At 59.4% G+C, this 22,833-nt stretch carries 21 protein-coding genes; 12 read left to right on the forward strand and 9 right to left on the reverse strand.

From position 1 onward, the window contains the following. Positions 1 to 401 precede the first annotated feature (401 nt). Positions 402 to 809, reverse strand: a complete 408-nt coding sequence (locus AC0L3B_RS34735; protein WP_085349974.1) for a hypothetical protein — start codon at positions 807 to 809, stop codon at positions 402 to 404. A gap of 608 nt (positions 810 to 1,417) precedes the next feature. Here AC0L3B_RS34735 and AC0L3B_RS34740 point away from each other — a divergent pair. Beyond that, entirely contained in the window at positions 1,418 to 1,687 is a 270-nt protein-coding gene (locus AC0L3B_RS34740; protein WP_026233982.1) for a cyclase, read from the forward strand. A gap of 233 nt (positions 1,688 to 1,920) precedes the next feature. Further along, positions 1,921 to 2,352: a hypothetical protein gene (locus tag AC0L3B_RS34745; protein WP_018460247.1), complete on the forward strand. Its 432-nt coding sequence runs from the start codon at positions 1,921 to 1,923 to the stop codon at positions 2,350 to 2,352. Positions 2,353 to 2,466: 114 nt separating this feature from the next. Here the strand turns inward: AC0L3B_RS34745 and AC0L3B_RS34750 are convergent, their stop codons facing one another. After that, a complete protein-coding gene (locus tag AC0L3B_RS34750; protein WP_473382025.1) occupies positions 2,467 to 3,300 on the reverse strand; it encodes a Crp/Fnr family transcriptional regulator in 834 nt (277 codons plus the stop codon). An 895-nt stretch (positions 3,301 to 4,195) separates the two neighbouring features. Between AC0L3B_RS34750 and AC0L3B_RS34755 the strand changes: the two genes are divergently transcribed. Then, positions 4,196 to 4,588 carry a hypothetical protein gene (locus AC0L3B_RS34755; RefSeq protein WP_473382002.1) on the forward strand — a complete coding sequence of 131 codons (393 nt, stop codon included), beginning with the start codon at positions 4,196 to 4,198 and terminating at the stop codon, positions 4,586 to 4,588. A gap of 111 nt (positions 4,589 to 4,699) precedes the next feature. Then, the gene (locus AC0L3B_RS34760; RefSeq protein ID WP_018458866.1) at positions 4,700 to 4,915 is read left to right on the forward strand and encodes a hypothetical protein; all 216 of its coding nucleotides are present in this window, start codon (positions 4,700 to 4,702) and stop codon (positions 4,913 to 4,915) included. Between the two features lie 178 nt (positions 4,916 to 5,093). Here AC0L3B_RS34760 and AC0L3B_RS34765 read toward each other — a convergent pair whose 3' ends face one another. Continuing rightward, positions 5,094 to 5,477, reverse strand: a complete 384-nt coding sequence (locus AC0L3B_RS34765) for a hypothetical protein (protein WP_143274130.1) — start codon at positions 5,475 to 5,477, stop codon at positions 5,094 to 5,096. 941 nt (positions 5,478 to 6,418) lie between these two features. Between AC0L3B_RS34765 and AC0L3B_RS34770 the strand changes: the two genes are divergently transcribed. Next, entirely contained in the window at positions 6,419 to 6,682 is a 264-nt protein-coding gene (locus AC0L3B_RS34770) for a hypothetical protein (RefSeq protein WP_018458864.1), read from the forward strand. Positions 6,683 to 6,784: 102 nt separating this feature from the next. On the opposite strand, the gene AC0L3B_RS34775 is transcribed toward AC0L3B_RS34770, so the two are convergent. Next, positions 6,785 to 7,522: a metallophosphoesterase family protein gene (locus tag AC0L3B_RS34775; RefSeq protein WP_026233678.1), complete on the reverse strand. Its 738-nt coding sequence runs from the start codon at positions 7,520 to 7,522 to the stop codon at positions 6,785 to 6,787. 592 nt (positions 7,523 to 8,114) lie between these two features. Here AC0L3B_RS34775 and AC0L3B_RS34780 point away from each other — a divergent pair. Further along, positions 8,115 to 9,545, forward strand: a complete 1,431-nt coding sequence (locus AC0L3B_RS34780; RefSeq protein ID WP_018458862.1) for an undecaprenyl-phosphate glucose phosphotransferase — start codon at positions 8,115 to 8,117, stop codon at positions 9,543 to 9,545. A 37-nt stretch (positions 9,546 to 9,582) separates the two neighbouring features. Here the strand turns inward: AC0L3B_RS34780 and AC0L3B_RS34785 are convergent, their stop codons facing one another. The 4 genes from AC0L3B_RS34785 to AC0L3B_RS34800 all read right to left on the reverse strand — a co-directional run bounded on the left by AC0L3B_RS34785 (position 9,583) and on the right by AC0L3B_RS34800 (position 13,526). After that, positions 9,583 to 9,876: a hypothetical protein gene (locus AC0L3B_RS34785; RefSeq protein WP_473382005.1), complete on the reverse strand. Its 294-nt coding sequence runs from the start codon at positions 9,874 to 9,876 to the stop codon at positions 9,583 to 9,585. Between the two features lie 532 nt (positions 9,877 to 10,408). After that, positions 10,409 to 12,640, reverse strand: a complete 2,232-nt coding sequence (locus AC0L3B_RS34790) for an AAA family ATPase (RefSeq protein WP_247299656.1) — start codon at positions 12,638 to 12,640, stop codon at positions 10,409 to 10,411. Between the two features lie 28 nt (positions 12,641 to 12,668). Next, the gene (locus AC0L3B_RS34795) at positions 12,669 to 13,229 is read right to left on the reverse strand and encodes a hypothetical protein (protein WP_231188831.1); all 561 of its coding nucleotides are present in this window, start codon (positions 13,227 to 13,229) and stop codon (positions 12,669 to 12,671) included. 114 nt (positions 13,230 to 13,343) lie between these two features. Further along, a complete protein-coding gene (locus tag AC0L3B_RS34800; protein WP_247299654.1) occupies positions 13,344 to 13,526 on the reverse strand; it encodes a hypothetical protein in 183 nt (60 codons plus the stop codon). Positions 13,527 to 13,807: 281 nt separating this feature from the next. On the opposite strand from AC0L3B_RS34800, the gene AC0L3B_RS34805 reads away from it, so the two are divergent. From AC0L3B_RS34805 to AC0L3B_RS34820, 4 genes are read left to right on the forward strand one after another with little or no spacing between them, the layout of a single operon-like run. Further along, positions 13,808 to 15,019, forward strand: a complete 1,212-nt coding sequence (locus tag AC0L3B_RS34805; RefSeq protein WP_247299651.1) for an acyltransferase family protein — start codon at positions 13,808 to 13,810, stop codon at positions 15,017 to 15,019. Positions 15,020 to 15,026: 7 nt separating this feature from the next. Continuing rightward, on the forward strand, positions 15,027 to 16,370 hold the full coding sequence (locus AC0L3B_RS34810; protein ID WP_018458856.1) for a hypothetical protein: 1,344 nt from the start codon (positions 15,027 to 15,029) through the stop codon (positions 16,368 to 16,370). Positions 16,371 to 16,378: 8 nt separating this feature from the next. Further along, positions 16,379 to 17,485: an acyltransferase family protein gene (locus tag AC0L3B_RS34815; protein WP_247475257.1), complete on the forward strand. Its 1,107-nt coding sequence runs from the start codon at positions 16,379 to 16,381 to the stop codon at positions 17,483 to 17,485. Beyond that, a complete protein-coding gene (locus AC0L3B_RS34820) occupies positions 17,482 to 18,576 on the forward strand; it encodes an acyltransferase family protein (RefSeq protein WP_247475258.1) in 1,095 nt (364 codons plus the stop codon). The genes AC0L3B_RS34815 and AC0L3B_RS34820 overlap by 4 nt, the downstream gene beginning before the upstream one ends. Before the next feature lie 22 nt (positions 18,577 to 18,598). Here the strand turns inward: AC0L3B_RS34820 and AC0L3B_RS34825 are convergent, their stop codons facing one another. Then, positions 18,599 to 19,696, reverse strand: coding sequence for a glycosyltransferase family 4 protein (locus tag AC0L3B_RS34825; RefSeq protein WP_473382012.1), 1,098 nt, complete (start codon positions 19,694 to 19,696; stop codon positions 18,599 to 18,601). 295 nt (positions 19,697 to 19,991) lie between these two features. Between AC0L3B_RS34825 and AC0L3B_RS34830 the strand changes: the two genes are divergently transcribed. Together AC0L3B_RS34830 and AC0L3B_RS34835 are read left to right on the forward strand one after the other, a co-directional pair. After that, positions 19,992 to 21,449 (forward strand): lipopolysaccharide biosynthesis protein, encoded by a 1,458-nt coding sequence (locus tag AC0L3B_RS34830; protein WP_473382014.1) that lies wholly within the window; start codon positions 19,992 to 19,994, stop codon positions 21,447 to 21,449. A 19-nt stretch (positions 21,450 to 21,468) separates the two neighbouring features. Then, positions 21,469 to 22,830, forward strand: a complete 1,362-nt coding sequence (locus tag AC0L3B_RS34835) for a polysaccharide pyruvyl transferase family protein (RefSeq protein ID WP_473382016.1) — start codon at positions 21,469 to 21,471, stop codon at positions 22,828 to 22,830. The last annotated feature ends 3 nt before the right edge of the window (positions 22,831 to 22,833 follow it).

The following is a 22,833-nucleotide window of genomic DNA, read 5'->3' on the forward strand; positions in this document are numbered from 1 at the left end:
CTCGCCGAGATTCGCGTCAACACAACGGAATCACGGTTCGTGACTTGTCTCAACCGACTTTTGCAACAAAATCGGCCCATAGCCGACCTGTCGAGAGCAGGCCGGTCGAGGACCGCTTGTGACCCCAATTCAGACATCGGCCTCCCTCTCTCTCTCTCTCTCTCTCTCTTCATGTTGCAGTAGTCTTGAATTGAGACCCCGACCAATTGGCGGGGCGCTCGTCGATTTCATATCGTCCGCCAACTAGCCCTTAGACGTTTGTCTCGCGTCGGTTGGCGCAGCGACATATCTAGAGTTCGGCGCAACCAGGAAGTCACGTCAGAGGGCAAACCGACGCGATCGGTGCGCCGTCGCGTGCGCCATTCGCAACTACAATCGTTTTTTTTGCGAAGAAACGCACCTTAAGCCTTTAGGTCCGTGATCCGCATAATCGCGACCACGTTCCCATCATTGAACGCCTGCTCCTTTGTGTCCTTGTTGCAGGTCCAGACAAAATTCTTCTTGCCGGTAAAGGTCTTTTCGTCCTGCTCAAGCCGAAGCTCTCCTTCGGTGATATGGCAGACCATGGCATTCATCATCGGGGGCCCCATGGTCTTCGATCCCGGCTGCATGATGATGTCGCGCATTGAGACGGTCTTAAAACCCGGGATCAGCGATGGTGTCTCGCCATCATACTCACGCACCACCACACCTGGCCACGGAGTTGTGTCCTTGTAGCCCGTCGTTTGAGCGGCGGCGGGCTTTATCATGGCCGCCGATGCCGCTGCCAACCCGAATGTCAATGCAGACCTTCGATCGATCTTGCTCATCGCTTTTCTCCCTGGGTTACTTGCAACAAGCCGCCGCAAAAGCTGCGCGCGTGTGGAATGTGAAATCGTGGTGTGAAACCGAAAAGGGGGGCGGTCTCTTAGGGTAGCGTACCTGCCGACAGCGCTAGTACTGCTCGTTCGGCCCGAACGGTGACTTCGGCACATCCCGCTTCAAGGGCGACCACATTCTACGAGAACGGACGCGCCCTAGAAATGGGTGTTTCGCCCAAGAGGCATAATGCCTCAGTTTGCTTAGGCCTGAAGTTCGGACCCGGCGTCAGCAACTTCACACTGCGACCAACTGAATACGAAAGTCAGTGTCACTGACTGGTCCTGTGGCGGGTCGCAGTAAGTGTGCGGCCACGACCTATTGGCGTCGAGTGCGGAGGCGATGATGCTGCTCCCGCAAGACCGCCCGGAGCTAGCCCATCAGCGAAGTGGCAGCACGCCTCAGTTTTATCGGACAAAGGGCAAGGGTCCGATGCCATCAGTGCAACCCGGAAATGAAATAGCTCCCAGCGGTGGCCGGTATTATACTGGTGCTACTGGAAGTGCTGTTTCAAGCGTTCGTGGAAAGATTGCTACGACCAGTCTGGGAGGAACATCTGATGACGACTATGTTTGTCAGACACACGGTTTCCGACTACAAGACCTGGCGGAAAGTTTACGACGATTTTGCTTCGGTTCAGAAGACGAAGGGCGTAACAGCCGAGGCTGTCTACCGAGCAGTCGAAAATCCCAATGACATCACAGTAACTCACGAGTTTGCCACGATTGAAGCTGCGCAAGCCTTCGCGGAGAGTGCTGAATTGAAGAATGCCATGCAGAATGCGGGAGTAGCGAAAGCTCCAACGATTTGGTTTACCAAAAAGGCGTGAAGTATCGATCCCGGCCAAGTGCCGGCTGTGGTGGTACCATGTCGCCTGTTGGCCCATTGAGACATGCCGAAGCGGTCTGACGATATCCGTTCACAGGGGTAGACCGGTAGAGAACGGCACGCGGCCAAAGTGACGCGATTGACCCTGGCTGTGTAAAAACGCAAAGATCGAAACGCGACGAGAATGACATTCTGGCTTTGCGGGCCCGCCGCCCTAGAATTGCGGCGATCAGGATGGGCGAAATGCAGTATGTTTGCGACACGCCGAAGGGTAAGACTTGGTTCCGTATCGAAACGGAAGGTGAAGCGGTGCAAGAGTCGCGCCTGATGCGCCACACAGTCGAGAAATATTTCTGCCGCGAGCGAGAGAAGGCAGTCCAATCCTGGCGTCCGGAGCAGCCCAACGCGATCGAGCGCGACATCGGCCTCGAGGCCCATGTACAGCGAGAGATGCCGCTTTTCCTCACGTTGCGTGACAGGGAGGGTAATCCACTGGCTACAGCGATGCTGCCACCGGGTGGCAAGGATCGCGGCGGGTTCCGGATCATCATCGTTGCCGCATGCAATGCCGATCCTTATCCTGAGCAGGATGCGGCCATCGCTGCGCTAGGAGCGCATTTCGGTCTCACACTCGATCGCCACCGCTGCTTCCCCTACGGCCGCTAAGGAGCCTGACAAGTATCGCTGCTTGGAGCGAAGTCGGCTCATGTCCCGTTGCGGACCTGCGCCGGCCTGCTACCTAATGGCAGCTTCTGACCGAAGGCGGCTATCGCATGGTCTCTATTTCTGCGAAACGGCTCTGGATTCACCACTCGCTCCGCCGGACGAGACGATGGCGCTTTCCCGGAACGGCGCACGGGTAGGCTGGGGCGCCGACAATTCCTGGCAATACATCCGATCGATCTTGCGCTGCATGAGCGCATAGCAGTCGCATACAACGCGCTCGAGCCGCACCCGGTCGATCTCGATAAACCCGCGCCGGTCGGAGGGGACGGCGCCGGCCGCGCGCAGCTTGCTCATCGTCAGAGTCACTGTCGTCCGCCGCACCCCAAGCAATTGCGCAAGCGCCTCCTGCGTCACCGGAAGGAGGTCATCGGGAACGCGGTCGTGAAGCTGCAGAAGCCACCGCGCCATGCGGCCATCCACCCGGTGCAGCGCGTTGCAAGCGGCTACGTGCTGGAGTTGCAATAACACCGCGCGGGCGTGGAGCTGAACGACATTCCTGATGGCTGCGCTTTGCGCATAGGCATCCCGAAATTTGGCGGCGGAAATCAATGATGCTGTGCCAGCGATGCGTGCAATCGCGGTCACGGATGAAAGCGATGGGCCGAGTACGGAGAAAGAGGCCAAAGCGCCTTCCCGTCCCATCAAGGTGGTTGCGACCGTTTGCCCGTCCGGCATATCGAGCATGAAGGCGATTGCGCCGCTATGGGGAAAATAGACCGGGTCCATCTCATCGCCCGAGCGCACCAGAACCGCATCTGGCTCAAACGAGATCCTCTGGAAGTAGGGCGTGAGCAAGCTGAGATCCGCTGGCGGCAGCGCTGCCAGTAGCCGATTCCCGATGCCAGTGCGGTTGACGGTCCCGATGCTTTCTTGTGAAAGAGCCCTCACTGAACGGCCGCGTCCATCTATTTCATTCACTAGGATTATCCGAATTATGAGTTGCCGAAAGGCAACTATCCAAACAGAGCCATTAGTCGAGATCAAGCACGGACATTTGCGGAGACGCTGCCGGCGTCTCGCCGCGCAAGCAGGATCTTGCATACATCATACTATTCACGCCCGTTGTGCGACTCGGCGAGCGGGGCCCTGCGGGATGATCAACCGGTGATGGTTCCGGCAGCGCTTGCTCTTGGCTTCCTAGCTGACGTCTTCGGCGGTGTGGGGCGTGCACGTCTTTTGGCCCGGCGCTTCCGTTGACACGGTGCAATTATCCGTCGGTTGATTGGGGTAAAGCCGGAAGTTTGCCGCCGTCCGCCAGAGCGACGCTTTTGCCCTCAACGGACATGCGGGCGTTGTCCGTCAGGAGGCCCCAGGCCAGCACGCTTAGGTTGCTCTGCCGAAAGTGCGGACATAACGCGGCCAGCTGCTTAATGAGTACACAGCCTAGAAGGGCCCTGCTGCCAGTTAAATTCGGCGACTGTTCGCGATTCCTCGCCGTGCGCAGACGCCGCCCCTGCACTGGCGGTGATCCACAGGCGATGCTTGCGCTATTCGCGCCACGGCATGCGGCACGGATCCGTAGCCCGCACATCGCCTGTTTCGTCCAGCCGTTTGCACGCAAATTCCCTGTTCACTAGCGATAAATTCCCTGTTCGGATTTGGTGGATCGCGCCCCGGACGCACCGAGTTTCAAGGCAAATGTTCGCATTTTCATGGGATGGCGGCCTCACCGCAGGCGCGCTTTCCCTGTAAAATTCCCTGTTCGCAGGGAATTCGGACCGCGGCAGCGAAGGAACTTCCAGCGTCTGTCGTGATTGCTGTTCAAGCTCAGGGAGACGCATCCATGATCCGCAAACCGCTGTTCGTTGCCCTTGCCTGCATAGCATTCTCGTCGACGGCGTTCGCCCAAGGCGGTGGCGGCTCGGGTGGGGGAGCCGGCGGCGGCGCGGGTTCGGCGGCAAGCTCTGGTGCTGGGACAGGCACCTCGTCGAGCAGCGCGACCTCGGGCCCCTCGGCTCCTTCCGGCATAGGGACTCAAGGCACCACCACCGGCGCTAACGTGAACACGAGCAGCCCCAACCCCAGCCAGAACAATCCGAACGTCCAACCCCCAACCGCGAACGGAAAGACGCCGGCCGCCGCGCAAGCCGAGCGTAACTCCGGGGTTGGTCATTCAGCTAATGGTTTGCCGATCGGAAGCCCCGGATCAGGCACCAGCAACGAAGATCAGAAATAGGGCGATCTATTCATCAGCTCTCACCGAAAGGCCCACCGTTGTGGGCCTTTTCCTTCGAGCTATGGCTCCGAATAGATCGGACAGCCTGCGGCCAGTGTGTTAAGGCCGGGGATGAAAAAATTGATTTTGGCGATGCTGCTCATCGCGACGCCGGCCTTGGCGCAGCCCGAACCGCTAGCCCCGAAGGCCCCATTGACCGATCGCGAACGGGTTCAGGCCGATCGTGCGCAGGCCGCCACGCAGGAGAAGGACGCCCCGACCGCGCGGCCGTGGGACAGGGGCGCGGATGGCAAGCGGCCCTGGGACCGGGGTGCGCAGGCGAAGTAGCAGCGTTCCGACGGGACCTCGAAAGCTTGCCGGCAATCGGCAGCAGCCTTCCGTGAGGATCCTTCCGCGACGGAACTGAGTTTAGGCGGCACGGGCTGGGGCTGCCTCAATTTCTCCATCGAGCCGTCCAGTGCAGCGACAGCGCTCCGGCTCCGCTTCCTCGCCAGTCGGCACGGCCCTATCTGACGGTCACTTCCACAGCGATGATCGAGGATCCGCGCTGCCTGCGGTTTTCGCCCGACACCGCAATTCGAAACCGGTCAGTCCCTGGACGTGAGGGGGCTTGGTAGCGAAATGACGGGCCGACGATCGTCACATGACCGGCACTGGGCGCCTCTGCCAGTTTAACTTCATCCAGAAGCTGAGTTCTGCCGCGCAGGCCTTGCAGGCATTCCGTGCCGGCTGGGATTGAAACAACCCAATACACGGTGTCGGAAAGCAGTACGAAGCGCTCGGGCCGCAAGGCGCATTCACCTGCGGCCGCAGCATGCGCTTGCAGCCAGTATCCCGCGATAAAACATAGGCTTGCCGCCGCTGTTTTGGGCCTCATGCTGCCGCCCATGCGGTGATCATGGTTGGATCGGCCAGGCAAGCTCAAACAAAATCGCCGCCACCGGCTGCCCGGTGTTGCGGCGATTCATGGGTGAACGCGGCTGGTCGCTAAACGCTGTGCCGTTCACCGAGCGTACCAATACCCCCACCAGCGTTGCGACACAGGCCGGGCCTCCGCCTTGAGCGCGGCGACTTCCTCGACAGAGCGAAGGTTGGGGCCATAGATCGCAGGCGGGTAGACATCATCCCAAAACACGTAACCGGTTCGGAGGTGGGCCGACCGATGATGCGCAGGAGCAAGCGCGAGCTCCGCGGCTGAAGCTGCGGTCGTTATCAAAGCAAGGCCAAGAACAGAAAGAGCAATGGATGGAGCAAGGGTGCGGAAGTTCATTGGATCAATCCCTCTCGAAATGGGCGAGAAATAATGCGACGGCCTCTAAAAGGTTGCAAGCGCATCGTTCCATAGAATGGCTGCGAAATCCAGCTCTTCAGGTGCGCGAATCCACCTGGACGGGACAGAACAGATTTGAAGGTGACCATCCGTGTCGGTGCGTCCGGCCAAAAGATCGCGCTATCAGACAACTCAGATGCTGCTGCTCAGGACACGATCACGCGTGGGCAATCTTTTGGCAGCAGGAGAGCCACCAAGATCATCAGGAATCATGATGTCGACACACTGCTCACTCTTGATGAGCACTGCACTATTCAGGGACGACTCCTATGGCTTCTGCATTTGTCTTCGCCTTGATCTTCTGCGCCGGCGTCATGTCGGTCTATGCGCTGCGTCCCCGGCGGTCGCAACGAACGACGACGAACGAACCCTCCGGTACCTCGCGCAGAACAGCCCGATCGACTCCCAGCTCGGCATTCGGGCGCGTCCGACGTGCCTTTTAGGCCTCGTCCAGCGTGCGGGCGACACCTTTGTTCTCACGACCATAGGCGACACAGAACATGACCCAGCCGATGAGGGACGCACCGCGACGGTACATCGTGGACGGTACAGGACAGCGTGTCCTTTTCGGTTTGACGATCGCGGAAACCATCGAGTTCGAGACGTTGGACAAGCCCGACGCGCCCCTCGGCCCTGGCCTTCGCTTCGATCAGAACAAGCCGGGACAACGATGGCTGGAGCTCTACGCCAAGCATGAGCGGGCCTGGCGCAACTGGATGGCCGACACGCGGGCTGGAGGGGAAATGCCACTCGTGCTCAACTAGGTGATGCTCTTAGCTCGTGACCGCCGAGGCATTCCATTGGCTTCAGGAACAATCTTCCCGACGAATCGGGAGACATTCCCAGGCTAGTCATATCCTGGGCAGTCATACCGCGAGCATCCGGCTGCCTTGTATGCTCATGAGAGTTAGATTGCCCGTCGCGTAGGCGCCCGTATCGATGTTGACCCGGTTTGCCAGAACTTCGGCGGTGCGCACCGGCGTGTGACCATGAACGATATATTTGCCGAACTGCTCCTCACTCTGAAGGAACTCTTCGCGAATCCAAAGCAGGTCGCTTTCGCTTTGCTCGGCCAAGGGGACACCCGGGCGAACGCCGGCGTGGACGAAGAAAAAATCTCCACAGGTAAAGCTAAGCCGTAGTTCGTCCAGGAACTCCAGATGCTCACCCGGCATTGCGCGGATCAAATCGCGCATGATCGACGCTGGGTCGTCGCGCTTCAGGTCTGGCGGCGCGAGTCCATAGGACATGAGTGTCTGGGCGCCACCGATGCGAAGCCAATCTTCAAACAACGAAGGGTCTTCGAAAACCCTCACTAAAAATGCCTCGTGGTTTCCCTTGAGAAAAATCGAGTTTCCCCGCCGGCTTCGTTCGACCAAGAGGTCAAGCGTGGCGCGCGTGTCCGGGCCGCGATCGACATAGTCGCCCATGAACACCTCGATCGCATAGCGTGGCCGACTGTGGGCCAAGTCGGCGTCGATGACCCGCAGCATGGGCTGCAGCAAATGCGAGCAGCCATGAATATCCGAGATCGCGTAAATTCGGACGCCATCCGGCAGTTGCGGCCTATGAATCGGCGGGTGTGATTGGGCAAAAGATGTCATGGCGCGCACACTCGGTGAGGTGGTGGGGACAGTTTCGCCAAGTCGGTCCGCGGCCGGACCTTATTGAAGGGTGTCGCCTCTCAGACAGCCCGATTGCGCCGAAGGAAAGGAGGGTATTCGCTTGCTTAGCTTGTCGGCGCGCGCTGAGCAAATCAGGCAACTCTGCCGTGGGCTGCATCGCGCCCGGCCGCGGGAAGATGCCTGCCTCGCTGAAGACAGCTGGGCGGATACAGCTCTAGATCGTAATTCATCGGACTTCTACTAATCGAATCACATCGGTTGCGGAGTCACTCAATGTGGGCAACAGGCGCATCAAAGATGAGCTGCTATCGCTTCACGCAGGCGCCCCAGCGAATTCGACGCGGAACCTGATTCAAAATAGGGCAGCGAGTTTCGATCGTGTGTCAGCACTGTGACGTAGGTCTTCCGCGCCCATGACCTCTCAACAAAACGCGATGCATTCATGCATCGCAAAAGTTTCGCGTGCAGCGCCACAATATCGCTGTGATCACTTCACAGTTTGCGTTCGGGGAAGTGACGGATCTTCAGCATCACGGATCAGCGTCAAGCATTCTCGATAGCAGAGGTTCGAATGGCTGTTGCAACTTATGGTTCTGAAGGCGCTGGTGCACTGTCGTCAACGCGCGGCACGGCTCTTCAGCGGCCTTTTCAGATCGTCATCATCGCTGCCGACCTGCTGCTGATCCTGCTCAGTTATGGTGCAGGGGCGGCGCTCTACAATGTTGCGCTTGCCTCCACTGGCGACGGCGCGTCGATGGGGGCAGGATTGATTGTCGGCGTTGTGTTCGTCGCGGTCGCATATTCCCAGGACGTCTACGCCACGCACCGCTTGCTGAATCTGGTCTGGCAGCTGCGCAAGGCCGTCTTCATCTGGTTGGCGTCGCTGACGATCCTCGCTATGGCGGCATTTCTGCTCAAATCCACGGACAATCTGTCTCGCGGCACAGTGATCATTTTTGCTGCAATCGGAGGCGCCGGATTGATCAGTCTGCGCTTTGTCTGGCAGTTCGTACTCGCGACAAACTATGCCAGAAGCCGCTTGGTCGATCGCAAGGTGATCCTGTTGAGCCTGAAGCCGCTCGATTTCACCTCAAGCCGCTTCAAGGATTTGCGCAGAAACGGTTTCGACGTCATGCGTCATTTCGTGCTTGGGATCGACAGCGGCGACGGCCATTGGGAGCGACAGATTCGCGATGTCATTCGGCAATCGCGCCAGGCGGACGTCGATGAATATCTTCTAGCGATCGATTGGAACGAATTGCCGATGCTCCGAAAGATCGGGCCCTTCCTGCGCGCGGTGCCCCAACCGGTACGCCTTCTGCCGGATGATTCAATCGCCGACCTCGTGTCGCGCCCATTCCTGCCAGTCAGCGGGACCGTAGCGGTCGAGATTCAGCGGCCGCCGCTCAGTGTTTTCGAGCGTTTCCAAAAGCGCTGTCTTGATGTAGGGGTGGCCTTGTTGGCGCTCGTCATACTTGCACCGCTGCTGCTGACAGTCGCCGTTCTGATCAAGCTCGGATCGCCGGGAGCTGCCATCTTCCGCCAGTCGCGCCGAGGGTTCAACGGCAAGCCGTTCGAGATATGGAAATTTCGGACCATGACGGTCTGCGAGGACGGCCAGACGATTACCCAGGCCACCAAACGGGATGCTCGGGTCACCAAGATCGGGCGTTTCCTTCGCATGACAAGCATCGACGAGTTGCCGCAGCTTTGGAATGTCTTGCGCGGCGACATGTCCCTGGTCGGGCCGCGCCCGCATGCGCTCGCCCATGACAATTACTACGATGAACTCATCAGCAAATACGTCTACCGCCACCACATGAAGCCGGGCCTGACAGGCTGGGCTCAGGTCAACGGCTTCCGGGGAGAAACCCCGACGATCGACTTGATGGAAAAAAGGGTGGAATATGACGTCTGGTACGTCAGCAATTGGAGTATCTGGCTGGATCTGAAGATCATGGCGCGTACGGCCTCGACGGTCCTGTTCCAGGAGGCCTATTAGTAGGAGCCGCCTAGGTGGCGGCGGCACTCATCGGCCGTCAGCTTCCGTTGCCGGGGGTCTTCTTGAAGAGACGAAGGACGGCGTCCCGCAGCGCAAGCATTGGCGGCACAAGGACGAAGAACGCTCCTATGGCGACTGAGGCAACGACGTGACGAAGCGAAAAAGGCTCGTCATGCTCGAGCTCTCGGCGATTCGGATCGAGCGGGGCAGGCGCGAGAGTGGTCGCCAGCGGTCGGGATCCCCGGCGGGCCTTACGCGGGGGAACCACGATCAACACGAAAAGAATATTGAGCAACACCCAGATGCTCAGGACAATAAGAGCAATCACCATCCGAACCTGCCGAAAAAATGCGAAGAGTATGAGCGCACGTTAGCCCCCTGAACCTCGGAAGGAAAGGTGCTCAAAGATTCGGCAGTCCAGGTTGCGGTCACGATCAACAGCCCTTCGTGCCGGGGGCAGGTTTGTGCAGGCAACACGTCACTATCTACTATCTTTCGTCCGGATCGCCGTCGTCAATCCATGCCTTGGGCTATGGCAGAGATCGGCATTTGTGGATTCCGGATGAATACGGGGATTGGGCGCGTATCGGAGCCCGACGATGGGGTCACTTGGCCGGTTGGTTCCGACGTCGTCGCGGCCCCGGAACTCAAATAGAGCCCCGCTGACGCATCTTCGCCCCGCCTGGCGTCCCGCCCCACGGCTGCGAATTTCCGACGGCCCGTTTCGGTCGGCTCCTGCAGACGATGGGACCGAAAAGTGGGTCCCTGCAGTCTCTTCGGAAGGCTCCGCGGCGGCCGTCAGCAGGTCGGGGCCTGCGCTAGGGGCGCAGCCGCGGACTGTGCGGCTTGCTGCGCCCCTCGCTCTAGGAATGTTCGACGTAATAGCTGTTGCGGTGCTTACCCTTATACGCCTCGATGCGTCCAAGCATCTTCGGGTTGGCGCGATTGAGGACAGCACCCAGCAGCTTCTTCTGAAGGATCTCCGATCCCGAAATTGATTCTTGAAGCGCAGCTCGCGTGGTTGCTCCCCATTCGATCACATAGACCATTGCATCGATGAGGACGCTGAACGCTTTTGAGTCCGCCACCGGCATCACAGGCGCAAGATCGATAATGATATATTCGTAGTGTTCCCGGAGCATCGCGAGCAGGTCGGCCATTGGCCTCGATGCGATGACGTCGGCCGAATTGACCATGCGCGAAGCAACGATGGACGGCAGGAAATCGAGACCGGTCTCCTTGCTTCGTTGCACGTGATAGCTGAAGCCCGTGGGATCACTGAGGGCCTCGACCAGTCCGCTGTTGGCGTTCGGCGCGAGTTCCCGTGTGAGTGAGCGCGTATGCAGGTCGCCGTCGATGAGGATGGTGCGGTGACCTGTCATGGCAATCAACTGAGCGAAATTGGCCGCGACTGTCGTTTTTCCTTCCTTTGGCAGCGACGATACAATGCCGATGACCTTGATCTCTCGGGTCATGCGCGCAACGTCGATTGAGACCTTGATGTTGCGCAACGTTTCCGCAAACCGCGAGAACGGATGATCGACGACATAGCGGGATAGTCCCGCTTCGTCGGCTTTCGCGGATGCCGAAAGCAACGCGCGCGTCTTTGTCGGCGGGCGAATATCTGGGAGAACGCCAAGACACTTCACGCCGAGTTCGTCCTCGACCTCTCCGGGGGTCCGCAAGACGTCGTTGAGGAGCTCGCGCGCAAAGGCGGCGCCGAAGCCGAGGCAGAGGCCGCCGACCAAGCCTCCCACCAGGGCCAAAACCGTCCGCGGCGAGCTTTTGCGATCAGGCTTGGTCGCGGTGCTGATCAGGCGTGCCTCGCTGAGCGGGAAGCTCTGATTTTGGGTGGCGCTTTGCAGCTTCTCCAGGAAGTTGTTGTAGAGATTGCGATAGGTGTCGGCCGCGCTTTCGAGATCGCGCAGCTTGACTTCTGCCTGGCCGGTGTGACCCGCCTGGGCGACCAGCTCTTTCACGTTCTTATCGAGAGAAGCCTCTCGGCTTTTTGCGATCTCGTAGTCGCTGCGATAAGCGTCCCCAATCCGATGAAGCTCATCGGCGATATTCTTGCGCAGTTCCTCCATCTTGTTGGCCAAATTGACCGCTGCAAGATGGGTCTTGCCGTAACGCCTTGACCAATCGGCATATTGGGCCTGTAAATCGAGGTACTGGGCGCGCAGGCGCGTAATGACCGAGTTGTTAAGGGCGTCCGTCACGGTGGGTTGGGCGAGGTCTTGGTCGGAAATCGCTTCGATCCGATCGAGGCGCGCCTTGGCTTCGGCCGTGGCCGCCCGCGCCTGAACCAGCTGTGTATTCAAGTCCGACAATTGCTGCTCGGACATGAGGCCGCGGCTGGTTCCGACGATATTGTGCTCTGCCTTGAAGGTTTGCACCGCGCGGTCGCTGGCCGTCGCCTGCTCGCTGAGCTCGACGCTCCGCTGCTGGAGCCATTCGGTCGCCCGTTTAGTGGACTGGTATTTTGCTTCCAGTGCACCCACGATGTAGGCATCGGCGATCGCATTTACGATCTTGACTGCCTTGTCCGGGCTGTGTGCGCGATAATTGAGCGACAAGACGTATGTGGTCAGGACGCGCTCAACCCTCAGACTCTTTTGAATCGATTCGACCACGGCATGTTCGATCCGCTCCTGTGTGGGCGGTTCGCCGGATTCGAACACTGACATGATCTTGCCGGTAACGACGGCGAGAAGTCCTGGATTGGATCCGTTGAATTCCGGATCCTCGGTGAGCCGCAGGCGGCGAACGATTGACAGGATAAGATCGTCAGAATTGATGACTTCGACCTGGCTGTCGACATAGCCAGTGTCGATCAGAGCGCTGTTGGTCCCGCTGTCCTTGTCCAGAACCTGGGTTTGCCGGGTGTCCATCATGATACGGGCGTTTGCCGTATACATCGGCTTTGCCAGAACCAGATAGACGACGACCAGAGCCAGCGAAGCGCCAACTGCCGCAGCGATCAGCGGCCATTGCCGACGAAGGACATCAGTGACACGGTCAAAGCTGAGGACCGCGCCGCCAAACTCGATGCCAAACCGGTGTCCCGATTGGAAGTGTTCTCTAGGCTGATACATCTGAAATTCGCTGCCTTAATGGTCAGGATCAATTCGGGAGGGGAACAGGTTTGAATGGATTGGCCAGTTTGGTCTTCCATTCGCCTTCCAACAGCGCTCCGCCCCGAGGCTGCGTCGGCTTGTTGTCTCTCGGCTGCAATTGGGCGCTGGAGCCATCTTCTCCCGCCGCGGAATAGCCCGCCTGCACGGCGAGGTCACCGACTCGCTGCGTGAAATCCCTAATCTTGCGCGCAGCGTCCGGTTTCGTTGACGTGCACAGCGCTTCTGCGAGCCGCAGCGCCGCGCCGATGGTCGAGCGGTCGGGGGAAGCCGATTCGGAAATGAGCGTCTGCACCGACGGCAACACCGATGGATTGGTCGCGATATATGAAGAAAGGCGAGCCCTCAGCTTCTCTTTGTCGTTGCGTAGCCGTTCCAGAAGCGAAGACGGCGCCTTCACGAAGGCGTCGAGTTCGGTTTGTGAGGCGCGGTCCGAGAATCCGACGCATTGAGCGCGGGTCGGACCGACGCCCGATGCGATCAGAGCAAATCCCGTCAAGATGATGGGTTGCCATCTCGGCTTCGTACGACGCGTCACTTCGCAGCTCATCCGTGTCCCTTCGTCGTTGCTGCAAACCAGTACACGCGAAGAGTGGCAGCCAACTGTGTCAATTTTTGTGCGATGCAAAAGCGGGTTTCATTCGGTCGCGCTTGCCATCGATTGCTACATCAGTGCCTTACCTTTCGTCGGTTGTGCAAGTACGATTTGCAATGCCTGCGAGATCGGCACAATGGCGCCTGCGATTTTTGCAGTTTGAAGATTTATGAGGCGGTCGCAAAAAATCTTGTCGCGAAATTGACACACGAAAATTTTCCAGCGAGCAGCGCGTGGATACGCCTGGATCAAGAAACATCTTCTGTACAGGCAAAATCGCAACACCGCCGGGTTTCGCGCATACTTTGTTCGCAAATGCTCGCGACCATGCCCCGGCGAGTCAGTTCGTTCGTCCCGATGCTCCTCGATCAGCAAAAATGGCGCAAAGTTGTCGCGCGCATGTTCGAATGACAGAGAGCGTTGAATTTATCGCCGGTCGTCATGCGTCATACGCGAATCCCCGATCGTGATGATTGAAAGCACGCAAAGACCTGATACAGACTGCTGCGGTGCAACAGCTACGGAATGTCGATGTGACGGAGTTGGTTCATCGTGAGAAAGCGCATGTCCTGCCGCTCGACAGCATCCGGGGTATCGCCGCGACATCTGTGGTGATCCACCATCTCCTGCTGATGCCGACCTTTCTCGCGGCATTCCCACACAATGCGTGGATCAATTGCTCGTTCTTCAGAAGCGCGTGGCTATTGGTCGACTTGTTCTTCGTTCTCAGTGGCATCGTGATGTCGTTGAGCTACGTCGAGGGCGACTTCGGACGCTTCTCGCTGCGCGAATTCATGGTGCGGCGTTTGGCGCGGGTCTATCCGCTTCACATCGTCATGCTGATCGCAAACCTGCTGTTCCGCCTCCTGCGTATCGGCTTGGTCGCCGCAGGCGTCGTGGTTGCCGCGCCGACCGCCTTTGAGGTGAACAATGCCTATTCCTTCCTGCTCAACGTCTTTCTCCTGCATTCGGTGGGACTGATCGACTATCTCAGCTGGAACGCTCCGAGCTGGAGCATAAGTGTCGAATTCTACACCTACCTGGTGTTCGGCCTGATCGTCCTGCTGGCCCAGCGCATGCGTTCGCTGTCGTGGTTCTACGCCGTCTCCGGGCTCGTCGCGGTCGCAAGTCTTGTCGTGATCGTCTTCGTGCTCGACAAGAGGAGTCTGGGACTCCAGACCGATTTCGGCATTCTTCGCTGCTTTGTGAGCTTCTTCCTCGGTGTCTTGACCGTCAGGATCGTTCGTCGGCTGCCAGGCAAGCCGAGCCCTGCCGTGCAGGGAGGGCTGCAGTTGATCGCCATGATTGCCAGTATCGTCCTGGTCAGCCTCGCAGAGACCAATCCGGCGACCACCTTCCTGGCGCCGCTTGTTTTCGCAGCCTTCCTTGGCACGCTGCTGGCGTTTCCGGATGCGTTGCTGGTGCCGAAGATTCTGGTGGCGCGGCCGCTGGTGTGGCTGGGGCGCAGATCCTACTCCATCTATATGGTGCATGCGCTCGTGGTGCTCTTCGCGGAGTACTTCGTGCGGGCACTTGGGCCACGGCCGATCGCGGCGCTCGATTCGATCTGGACGGGGCTGCCGGCGACGCTGAATCTCGTGATCTCCCTGGCCGCTGTACTGGTAGTTTCGAACTTCAGCTATCTCTACATCGAGAGTCTTGGCGGTAAGCTGCTTCGGAATGCCCCTGGAAGCCGGCCCGATTTTTCGCCATCTCCGGCGGCATCGGCGCGGCTGACGAATTGAGGCGAGCATGACGGCCCTTGCGCTGCAGCGCCCGCAGATCACGCTGGTCAGCCTCAACATCGAGGCGATCGCGCTCGGGGTTTATCTGGTCCGAGACGCCTTCGGCGGCGTGATCCGCTACTACACCAGCATCTTTCATCTGGACACGCTCTGGTACCTGCCCGACGGCGTCGCGCTGCTGTGTCTGGCCCAGTTCTTCGTGCATTGCATTTTGCGCAATCGCAGCACCCTGGCGCTCCTGGTGTTCGCGCAGATCATGCTGTCGCTGGTGCTCGGCTACTTCATGATGGGCACTGCGACCGCCGCGATCTCGGCTTTCAAGATGATGCTGCCGGTGTTTGTCGGATTCTGTTTCTGCGATTCGAGCCTGGGTTCCTACCGAAAGCTGCTGTCGATCATCGCCGTGACCTTCTATCTCTCCGTCATCGGCGTGTTGTTGACCAAGTTCTACCTCATGCCCTGGGTCGGCTACAAATATGAATCCTTTGGCGCCGTGCGTGAGGCGGGCCGGCTATGGTGGGCCTATGGCGGTGACGATCAGCGCCTGATGGGCTTTGCCGCCGACAATACCATGGCCGCATTCTTCATCCTCGTGTCGTTTGCGATCACGTCGATCCGCAAGAGCACGCTCTGGTGCCTTCTGTACGGCTCCCTGGCGGTTTACGTCATTCGTCTGACCACCAGCAAGACGACCATGATCGTTCTCGTGCTGTACCTGGTGCTGCTGGTGATCGTGCGAATGCTGCCGGAGAAGTCGCGTTTCCCCGCGATCCGCGCGATCGCGTTGTGGTCGTTCGCTGCGATCCTCGTTCCGTTCTTCATGATCGTGGTCGCATCGGGCACCGCAGCAGTGCCGCACTCGACCTTGTTCAGCATTCTCGACCGCATCAATAACAGCTGGCAGCTGCCGTTCGTCTACATGAGCCAGCTGATGCCGATCGGTCTGGTAACCGGCTGCGGCGCGGGTTGCTTCAACTATCCGCAGAAGCTTTTCTCGCCGCTCGCGGCGTACTGGGTACCGGTCGACAACTTCTACATCGGAACATACCTGATGTTCGGGCTTCCGTTCGTCGCATTCATGGTGATGGTGTTCCGCGCCAACTTCGGAGCGACCGACGTCTACAAGCTGACGCTGCTCTTCGTGGTCAACCTGTTTACCATCACCGTCCTGAACTACGGTCCGGCATCAGGGCTCCTGATCATCGCATTGAGCTTCAGCGAAGTATTCTCCCGGCGGGCGACCTCCGCACGGGCAGCCGATACCGTTCCGATAGAATTGCCGCGGCCGATCCGCTCATTGGAGGGTCTCGGCGTAGATATGCCAGGGACGGCAGCGCGTGGAAGCAGGTGAGACAAACGATGCATAGACGGCTTGCATTCATCGATACGCTGCGCGGCATTGCCGTGTTGGCGGTGCTGTTCCAGCACGTGTTCGAGGTGATCGTCCAGAAGCACCCCACCGGCGCCTATTATTGGGTCTTCCACGATGCGATCGGCTACTACATGAACTTCGGCCGGTTCGGAGTCGTGCTGTTCTTCTTCGTCAGCGGATTCGTCATCCCGTTCAGTTTTCCGGACAGTGCTACTCCTGTGCGCGATTTCACGATCAGCCGCTTCTTTCGGCTCTACCCGGCGTACTGGACGTCGATGGTGATCGGGCTCGTCACGATGCAGGTGCTGGAGGCCAATGCCTACCCGTTGTCGCAGGTCATCGCGAACGTGACGATGCTGCAGACTTTCGTGAACATCCCGAACCTCTGGATCTTCTACTGGACGTTGGCGATCGAGCTCCTGTTCTATGTCGGATGCACCATTCTTTTCGCGATGGGATTGCTGAACCGGCGCTTTACTGCAGTTGCGATTGTCATTGCTGCGGCGCTGGTCGGGACCGCCGCAGCACTTCTGATCGAAAGCAGGACGGTGTCGTCGCTGATGGAGGTTGGGCTGAACCTTTCGGCGATGTTCCTGGGCAAGGTCATCCGCGACACCGTCATCGGCGGAAAGCTGCGATGGCCGCACGTCGCCGTTTGTACGGTGTTCTATGCGATCTTCGCCATCACGCTGGCGGAGAGGCGGTTCGGCGGCGTCTATCAGGAGAACTTCTTCTACAGCTATTCGATCGGGTCGGCTTATGTCTGCGCAGCGCTCGTCTTCATCGCGTTTGCGGCGTTCGGTGAGAGGATGGCCTGGCGCTCGATGGCGTTCGTGGGAACCATCAGCTATTCCGTCTATTTGATGTCGCCGTTCGTGATCGTCTGGATCCATCGCCTCGTCTGGCTCGGTGATGGACCGCTGGGATGGGCCGCTTTCGCCGCGCTGGTCGCAGCATTGTCAATTCTGGTCAGCTGGTCGACATATGCGTTCATCGAGAAGCCCAGCATCTCGTTCGGCCAAAGGTTCCGGTCGAAGCGCAGGAGGGCGGTCGTTCTCGAACCAGCGCTCAGCGCGCAGGGAGCAGCTGAGTGATCGAGACAACGCGCCAGCCGAATGCCGGATATGACGGATCTTTCGTTCCCTCCGTCCAGGGACTTCGCGGCATTGCCGCTCTAAGCGTGCTGATGGATCATTTCTACGACATGCCAAAGGGAGGCGTGTACGACATTCCGGACCCGGGCTTCCTGCCGCCGCTCTGGCTCTGGCTGCAATCGGTGATCAATGTCGGTGGCCACGGTGTCGAGCTGTTTTTCATGATCAGCGGCTTCCTGATCCCGGCCAGTCTGGTGCGGCACGGCTCGCTGCCACGGTTCTTCTTCGACCGTATCCTGCGCATCATGCCGGTGTTCGTCGTGCTGCATCTCGCGCTGTTCGTGATTGGCCCGATCGTGGGCTACAAATTCTTCCGCGGGATCGATCTGACCAGTTATCTGGCGATCTTCACGGCCAATCTGTTCTTCGTGCAGGACGCTCTCGGCTTGCCCATCGCTCAGCAGAATGCCTGGACCTTGACTTATGAATGGGCGTTCTACATCTGGTTCGCGCTGACATTCTCGGTGTGGCGCATCGGAGGGAGAATGCTGGCGGCGCCCCTGATCTTGCTGGGCGTGGCCTGTCTCCTGCATTGGCCGATCACGGCGTTCTTCTGCATTGGCATGCTTCTCAGCGCCACGGGTTGGCGCATCTCCATTCCGGGACCTCTTGGCTTGATGGCGGGCCTGACGTGCGGGGTCGCCATGTACGCGAGCCTGGTGCTGTTTCACCCGTTCGTAGGTCTTATTCCGGGCCTTTTGCTGTTCGCCATGGTGCTGGCCCCGGACTCCGGTCTCGCTAGGGCCCTAAGCACGCCGGCCCTGCAGTATGTCGGCAAGATAAGTTACAGCCTGTATCTCGTGCACCCGTTTGTCCTGTTTCCGTTGCAGGTGATGGGGCTCAAGCTTGTGGCTGTCGGTGTCGACCGTTGGCTGCTGTGGGCAGCATTCATCCTGCTGGGATCGTTGATGTCGCTGGTTGCAAGCGCGATCACCTACGAGCTGATCGAGGTGAGGCTGAGACGATTGTTGGATGGCGCGGTCCGCGGCATGTTCTTTCGGTCATTGAGCAAGATGGAACAGTCCGCCTAGAAGATCGCAATATAAGTCACGATCAGCTCACGGTACGGCCGGCAAGCTTGCGGTAGGATGGCAACAGGCCATCGGCGATGCGATCCCAGTTCAACTGGCCCGCCGCTGTCTGCCGTGCACCGTCGGTCAATGTCGCGGTAAACGATTTCGAGGTCAGGACGCGTTCGAGCGCATCGGCCAAGGCGGCAGCATTACCAGGCGGGACCAGAAGCCCGTTCACGCCGTCTGTCACGACGTCAGGAATGCCACCGGTGGCGCTGGCGACGACGGGACGGGAATTCCCGTAAGCAGACGCCAGCACGCCGCTCTGCGTCGCATCCTTATAGGGCAGGGCGACCACGGTCGCAGACTGAAATAATTGTCCCGTATCCTCGGGCGAGATATAGGCATCGATCGTTTTGACCGTCGGCATGGCCTCCATGCGCGCGCCGAGCCGCGTCATCTCGGGACCGCGGCCCGCGACGATCGCTTCGTGCGCCACGCCGCGCCGGTCCAGCAGGTCAATCGCATCGATGAAGATGTCCAACCCCTTGTAAGCCCACATCCGCCCAAAAAACAGGATTCGTGCAGATTCGGGTTCGATGGCCGCGGCGCGCGTCGGGGGCACCATGAGCACGCCGTGCATGCTGGAGACGATTTCTCCACTAAAGTCCGGCGACGCATGGCGGAAATCTGCAATGCAGCTCTCGCCGTGCGTCGTGACGACTGACGCTGCCGCGCGCATGCGCGCGCGCCAGCCGTCCTCGCGCGGAGAGGTGCCCGAGCCGCCTTCCGAATGAGGAATTGCGTCGTGAACGGTCAGCACCAGCGGGATTCCAAGCGGACGCAGGAACTGGATCAGCTTGGATGTGTAGACTTCCGGAACTTCGTGACAATGAACCACGTCTGGACGAAACGAAATTATGTCCATGAATGAAGCTGGAATGCCGATGGCGCCGGCGCGGCGCAGGCTCAAATCGCGGATCCTTGTGTTGAAGGGTGTCGTCACCGCGATATCGGCCAGTTCCCACTGCTGGTTCGCATCCTTGCGGTTGAGGACGAGGCGAACATCGCAATGGCGCGCCAAGCCCGACGCGAGCCGGTAGGAATATTCTGCAAAATGCGGCGCGTAGATCGCCACGCGCAAGCGCCTGGAGTTGCGATTGAAGGCGGTGGTAGGCGAATTCATCAAGGCATCCATTTTGCATCACATCGCTGAGCCGGTTGGAGTGTAGTCCACGATTTGAACTCACTTCCACGCTAAATCGGATGATAGATGGTGCTCATCTGATTGCCATAACGTCGTCGTACTGCTGCGCGATTGCTGCCGCCATCGGGACGGAGTGGAAAAGGGCGACGTCACGCGCGGTCATCGATTCCCTGTTTGTCTAGCGGGCGATTGTGATTGGATCTGTCGGAATTGGGTCGATTTTTTGATGAACGTCACTCCGGGCAAACAACATCAGGTCGTGGTCGCGTTGTTGTGGTCGCTGGCGCAGAACTGGGGCGGCCGTGCGCTGTCATTTGTTCTGTTCTTGATATTGGCGCGGCTGCTCAATCCTGCGGATTTCGGTCTTGCCGCGCTGGTTGGCTTCATCCTGCTGCTCCTGAGCTCCATTTCCGAATTCGGGTTCGGTGACGCGTTGATCCAGCGACGCACGCTCGAGCCTGCGGACGTGACACTGCCATTTTTCTGCTCACTGGCGGCATCGGTCCTCCTTGCCGTTCTCATCGCCCTGCTGGCGACCGATATCGAGCGTTGGCTCGACGTGAAGGGACTTGCGCCGCTCTTGACGGCTGCGAGCCTCTCGCTTCCGATCGGTACGGCCACGCTGTTCCAGGAGGCGCTCTACAAGCGCCAGATGGATTTTCGTGTGCTTGCGCTCAGGACCATGGTGGCGACCGCGATCTCCGGAGTGGTCGGGATCGCCTGTGCCTATGCCGGGTTCGGTGCCCTCAGTCTCGTGATCCAGGTGGTCGTTCAGAGCGCGGTCAGCGGCCTGTGGCTCTGGAGCCAGCCCAGATGGCTCCCGATGCGCGGCTACGATCTGAAGAGCTTGCGCGAACTCTCCAGCTACAGCATCCACGTCGTGTCGAACAGGCTACTGGACTTCGCCATCGTGCGTACGATCGACATGATCATCCTGTCGCTTTATGGCGTCGCGGCCTTGGGCATCTACACGGTGGGCGCGCGGGTCTACATTATCCTGATGCAGTTGCTGACACAGGCGGTCATGGACGTCGCGCTGAGCGCACTGTCCAAGATCGCGCATGAGCGTCACCGTATTGCCGACGCCTATCTGCGAAGCGTGAGCCTCGGAGCATTGATTGGCTCTCCGGTCTTTGTGCTCCTGGCGGCGATCGCGCCGGAGTTCTCCCTGCTGCTGTTCGGCTCAAAATGGGCCGGCAGCGAAGCCGTGATGAGGCCGCTGATGCTCATCGGCGCGATTCAGACGGTGCAGTTCGTGAACAGCGCCTATTTTGGCGCCATGGGCAAGCCCAACTACGTTTTCCTGCTGAACATTCTCAAATTCGCCACGGTGGTACCCGCAATGTTCCTGCTGCCGTCGCACGACATTGGTCAGCTGGCCACCATCTTCGCTGTCGCGCAGCTCGTGGTGACGCCCGTGACGTTCGCGCTGGCGCTCAGGCTGCTGGGCCTGAGCTGGAACCAGTTTCTGCGGCCCGTCGCAGGCTGTCTTTGCGCCATCCTTCTGGCTTATGGCGCAGTTGCGCTATGCCGCGAAGCGACCCCGGACATGAATCCCTATTTGCGGATAGGACTGCTCTCGTCATGTTTCGGGGCGACCTATCTGATGAGCATCTTGCTGTTCTGGCGAAAGCAGCTGTTCTCCCTGATCGCTTTCGTCGTGAAGCGTGGTGCGACCGCCTGATGAAGACGAGGAAGACGTCGTGAAGCAATTGATTCCGGTACCCGTTCGCAAGCATCTCCGAGGCTGGCTCAACAGCGCGAAGAACACGCCCTTTGCGGTCGATCTGCTCGAGTTGCGCAGGTGGCAGATCGCCAGGAAGGCTATCGGCGGCAGTGCCGCGCCGCGCAACAACCCGCGCCGGCTCGTCCTGCTCCCGTCCGACCCCTGGAGCATTCATCAGTCGCGCGGCGATGAGGCTATGATCGAGGCGGCCGTCGGCGAGATGAAGCAGGCCCATCCGAACATCGAGGTCTACATTGTCACCGCCACCAAAGCGGCAAGCGCGGAAGTGCGCGCAATGGGGTTCAAGCCGCTCGAATTTTGGAGGCAGCCGTTTTCCTATATGACGGTGGCGCAGGAGCTTTCTCTCACCAGGCCGGATTTCGGAATGGTTCTGGGGGCAGACGTGCTGGACGGCTACTATTCCCCCGTGGACGCCGCTCGCATGCTGCTCGTCGCCGATCTCATGGCAGCGTGCGGCGCCAAGGTCAGCGTGCTCGGATTCAGCTTCAACTCCCGTCCGGCCAAGGCATTGCGCGACGTGTTTCGGCTGCTCGATCCCGGCGTGGTCTTGAATTTGCGCGATGCACTATCTCTTCAGCGCTTCAAAGAGTTCGCCCCGAATCGTGCGCACCTCGTCGCTGATTCCGCATTCATGCTGGTGCCACAGGCGGAGACCGCGGCTGTGAAGCAGATTGCGGCCGCGATTGCGGAGCAGCGCAGGCAGGGACGCGACGTCTTTGTCTTCAATATCCACCCGATGTTGTTCAGGAAATCCGAGCCGGCCAAGCTACGGCGAATGATCGAACTCGCGGCGAGCGCAATCGAGCGCATGTCTCGAGAGCATAACGCGAGCTGGGTGTTGCTCGCGCACGACTATCGTCCGGAGATCGCCGACGACAATTGCCTTCGACCGCTGGCCGGTCGCCTGAGCGCAGCGCTGGGCAACCATGTTCATCATGTCGAGCACGTGCTGTCAGCGAGCGAGATCAAGGCAGTCGTCGGTCTGGTGGACGGCGTCGTCACCGGCCGCATGCATCTTGCGATTGCGGCTCTCGGACAGGGAACGCCGGTTGCGGCGATCACATACCAGGACAAGTTCCAGGGCCTGTTCGCTCATTTCGGTGTGAGCGAATCGCTTCTTCTCTCACCTGAGCAACTGCTCGCGGGAGACAATCTCGAGAAGTTTCTGCTGAGGTTCCTCGGCGCCTACAAGACGGCTGGCGCGCAGGTCCGCAATATGCTGCCGGCAGTCATGGAGCTGTCGCGCGCCAACATCGCTCCGCTGCGGGGCGATGGTTTGATGTCGGTTGACGCGGTGTCCGACGGTAAGGTCGCCTGAGGG

It is taken from the genome of Bradyrhizobium sp. Kon56 (assembly GCF_055807635.1).

Excerpts from the sequence above, each read along its gene's own strand:
- AC0L3B_RS34735 (WP_085349974.1), bottom strand. The coding sequence starts at position 809 with ATGAGCAAGATCGATCGAAGGTCTGCATTGACATTCGGGTTGGCAGCG.
- AC0L3B_RS34740 (WP_026233982.1), top strand. The coding sequence starts at position 1,418 with ATGACGACTATGTTTGTCAGACACACGGTTTCCGACTACAAGACCTGG.
- AC0L3B_RS34745 (WP_018460247.1), top strand. The coding sequence starts at position 1,921 with ATGGGCGAAATGCAGTATGTTTGCGACACGCCGAAGGGTAAGACTTGG.
- AC0L3B_RS34755 (WP_473382002.1), top strand. The coding sequence starts at position 4,196 with ATGATCCGCAAACCGCTGTTCGTTGCCCTTGCCTGCATAGCATTCTCG.
- AC0L3B_RS34760 (WP_018458866.1), top strand. The coding sequence starts at position 4,700 with ATGAAAAAATTGATTTTGGCGATGCTGCTCATCGCGACGCCGGCCTTG.
- AC0L3B_RS34765 (WP_143274130.1), bottom strand. The coding sequence starts at position 5,477 with ATGGGCGGCAGCATGAGGCCCAAAACAGCGGCGGCAAGCCTATGTTTT.
- AC0L3B_RS34770 (WP_018458864.1), top strand. The coding sequence starts at position 6,419 with ATGACCCAGCCGATGAGGGACGCACCGCGACGGTACATCGTGGACGGT.
- AC0L3B_RS34775 (WP_026233678.1), bottom strand. The coding sequence starts at position 7,522 with ATGACATCTTTTGCCCAATCACACCCGCCGATTCATAGGCCGCAACTG.
- AC0L3B_RS34780 (WP_018458862.1), top strand. The coding sequence starts at position 8,115 with ATGGCTGTTGCAACTTATGGTTCTGAAGGCGCTGGTGCACTGTCGTCA.
- AC0L3B_RS34785 (WP_473382005.1), bottom strand. The coding sequence starts at position 9,876 with ATGGTGATTGCTCTTATTGTCCTGAGCATCTGGGTGTTGCTCAATATT.
- AC0L3B_RS34790 (WP_247299656.1), bottom strand. The coding sequence starts at position 12,640 with ATGTATCAGCCTAGAGAACACTTCCAATCGGGACACCGGTTTGGCATC.
- AC0L3B_RS34795 (WP_231188831.1), bottom strand. The coding sequence starts at position 13,229 with ATGAGCTGCGAAGTGACGCGTCGTACGAAGCCGAGATGGCAACCCATC.
- AC0L3B_RS34810 (WP_018458856.1), top strand. The coding sequence starts at position 15,027 with ATGACGGCCCTTGCGCTGCAGCGCCCGCAGATCACGCTGGTCAGCCTC.
- AC0L3B_RS34815 (WP_247475257.1), top strand. The coding sequence starts at position 16,379 with ATGCATAGACGGCTTGCATTCATCGATACGCTGCGCGGCATTGCCGTG.
- AC0L3B_RS34830 (WP_473382014.1), top strand. The coding sequence starts at position 19,992 with ATGAACGTCACTCCGGGCAAACAACATCAGGTCGTGGTCGCGTTGTTG.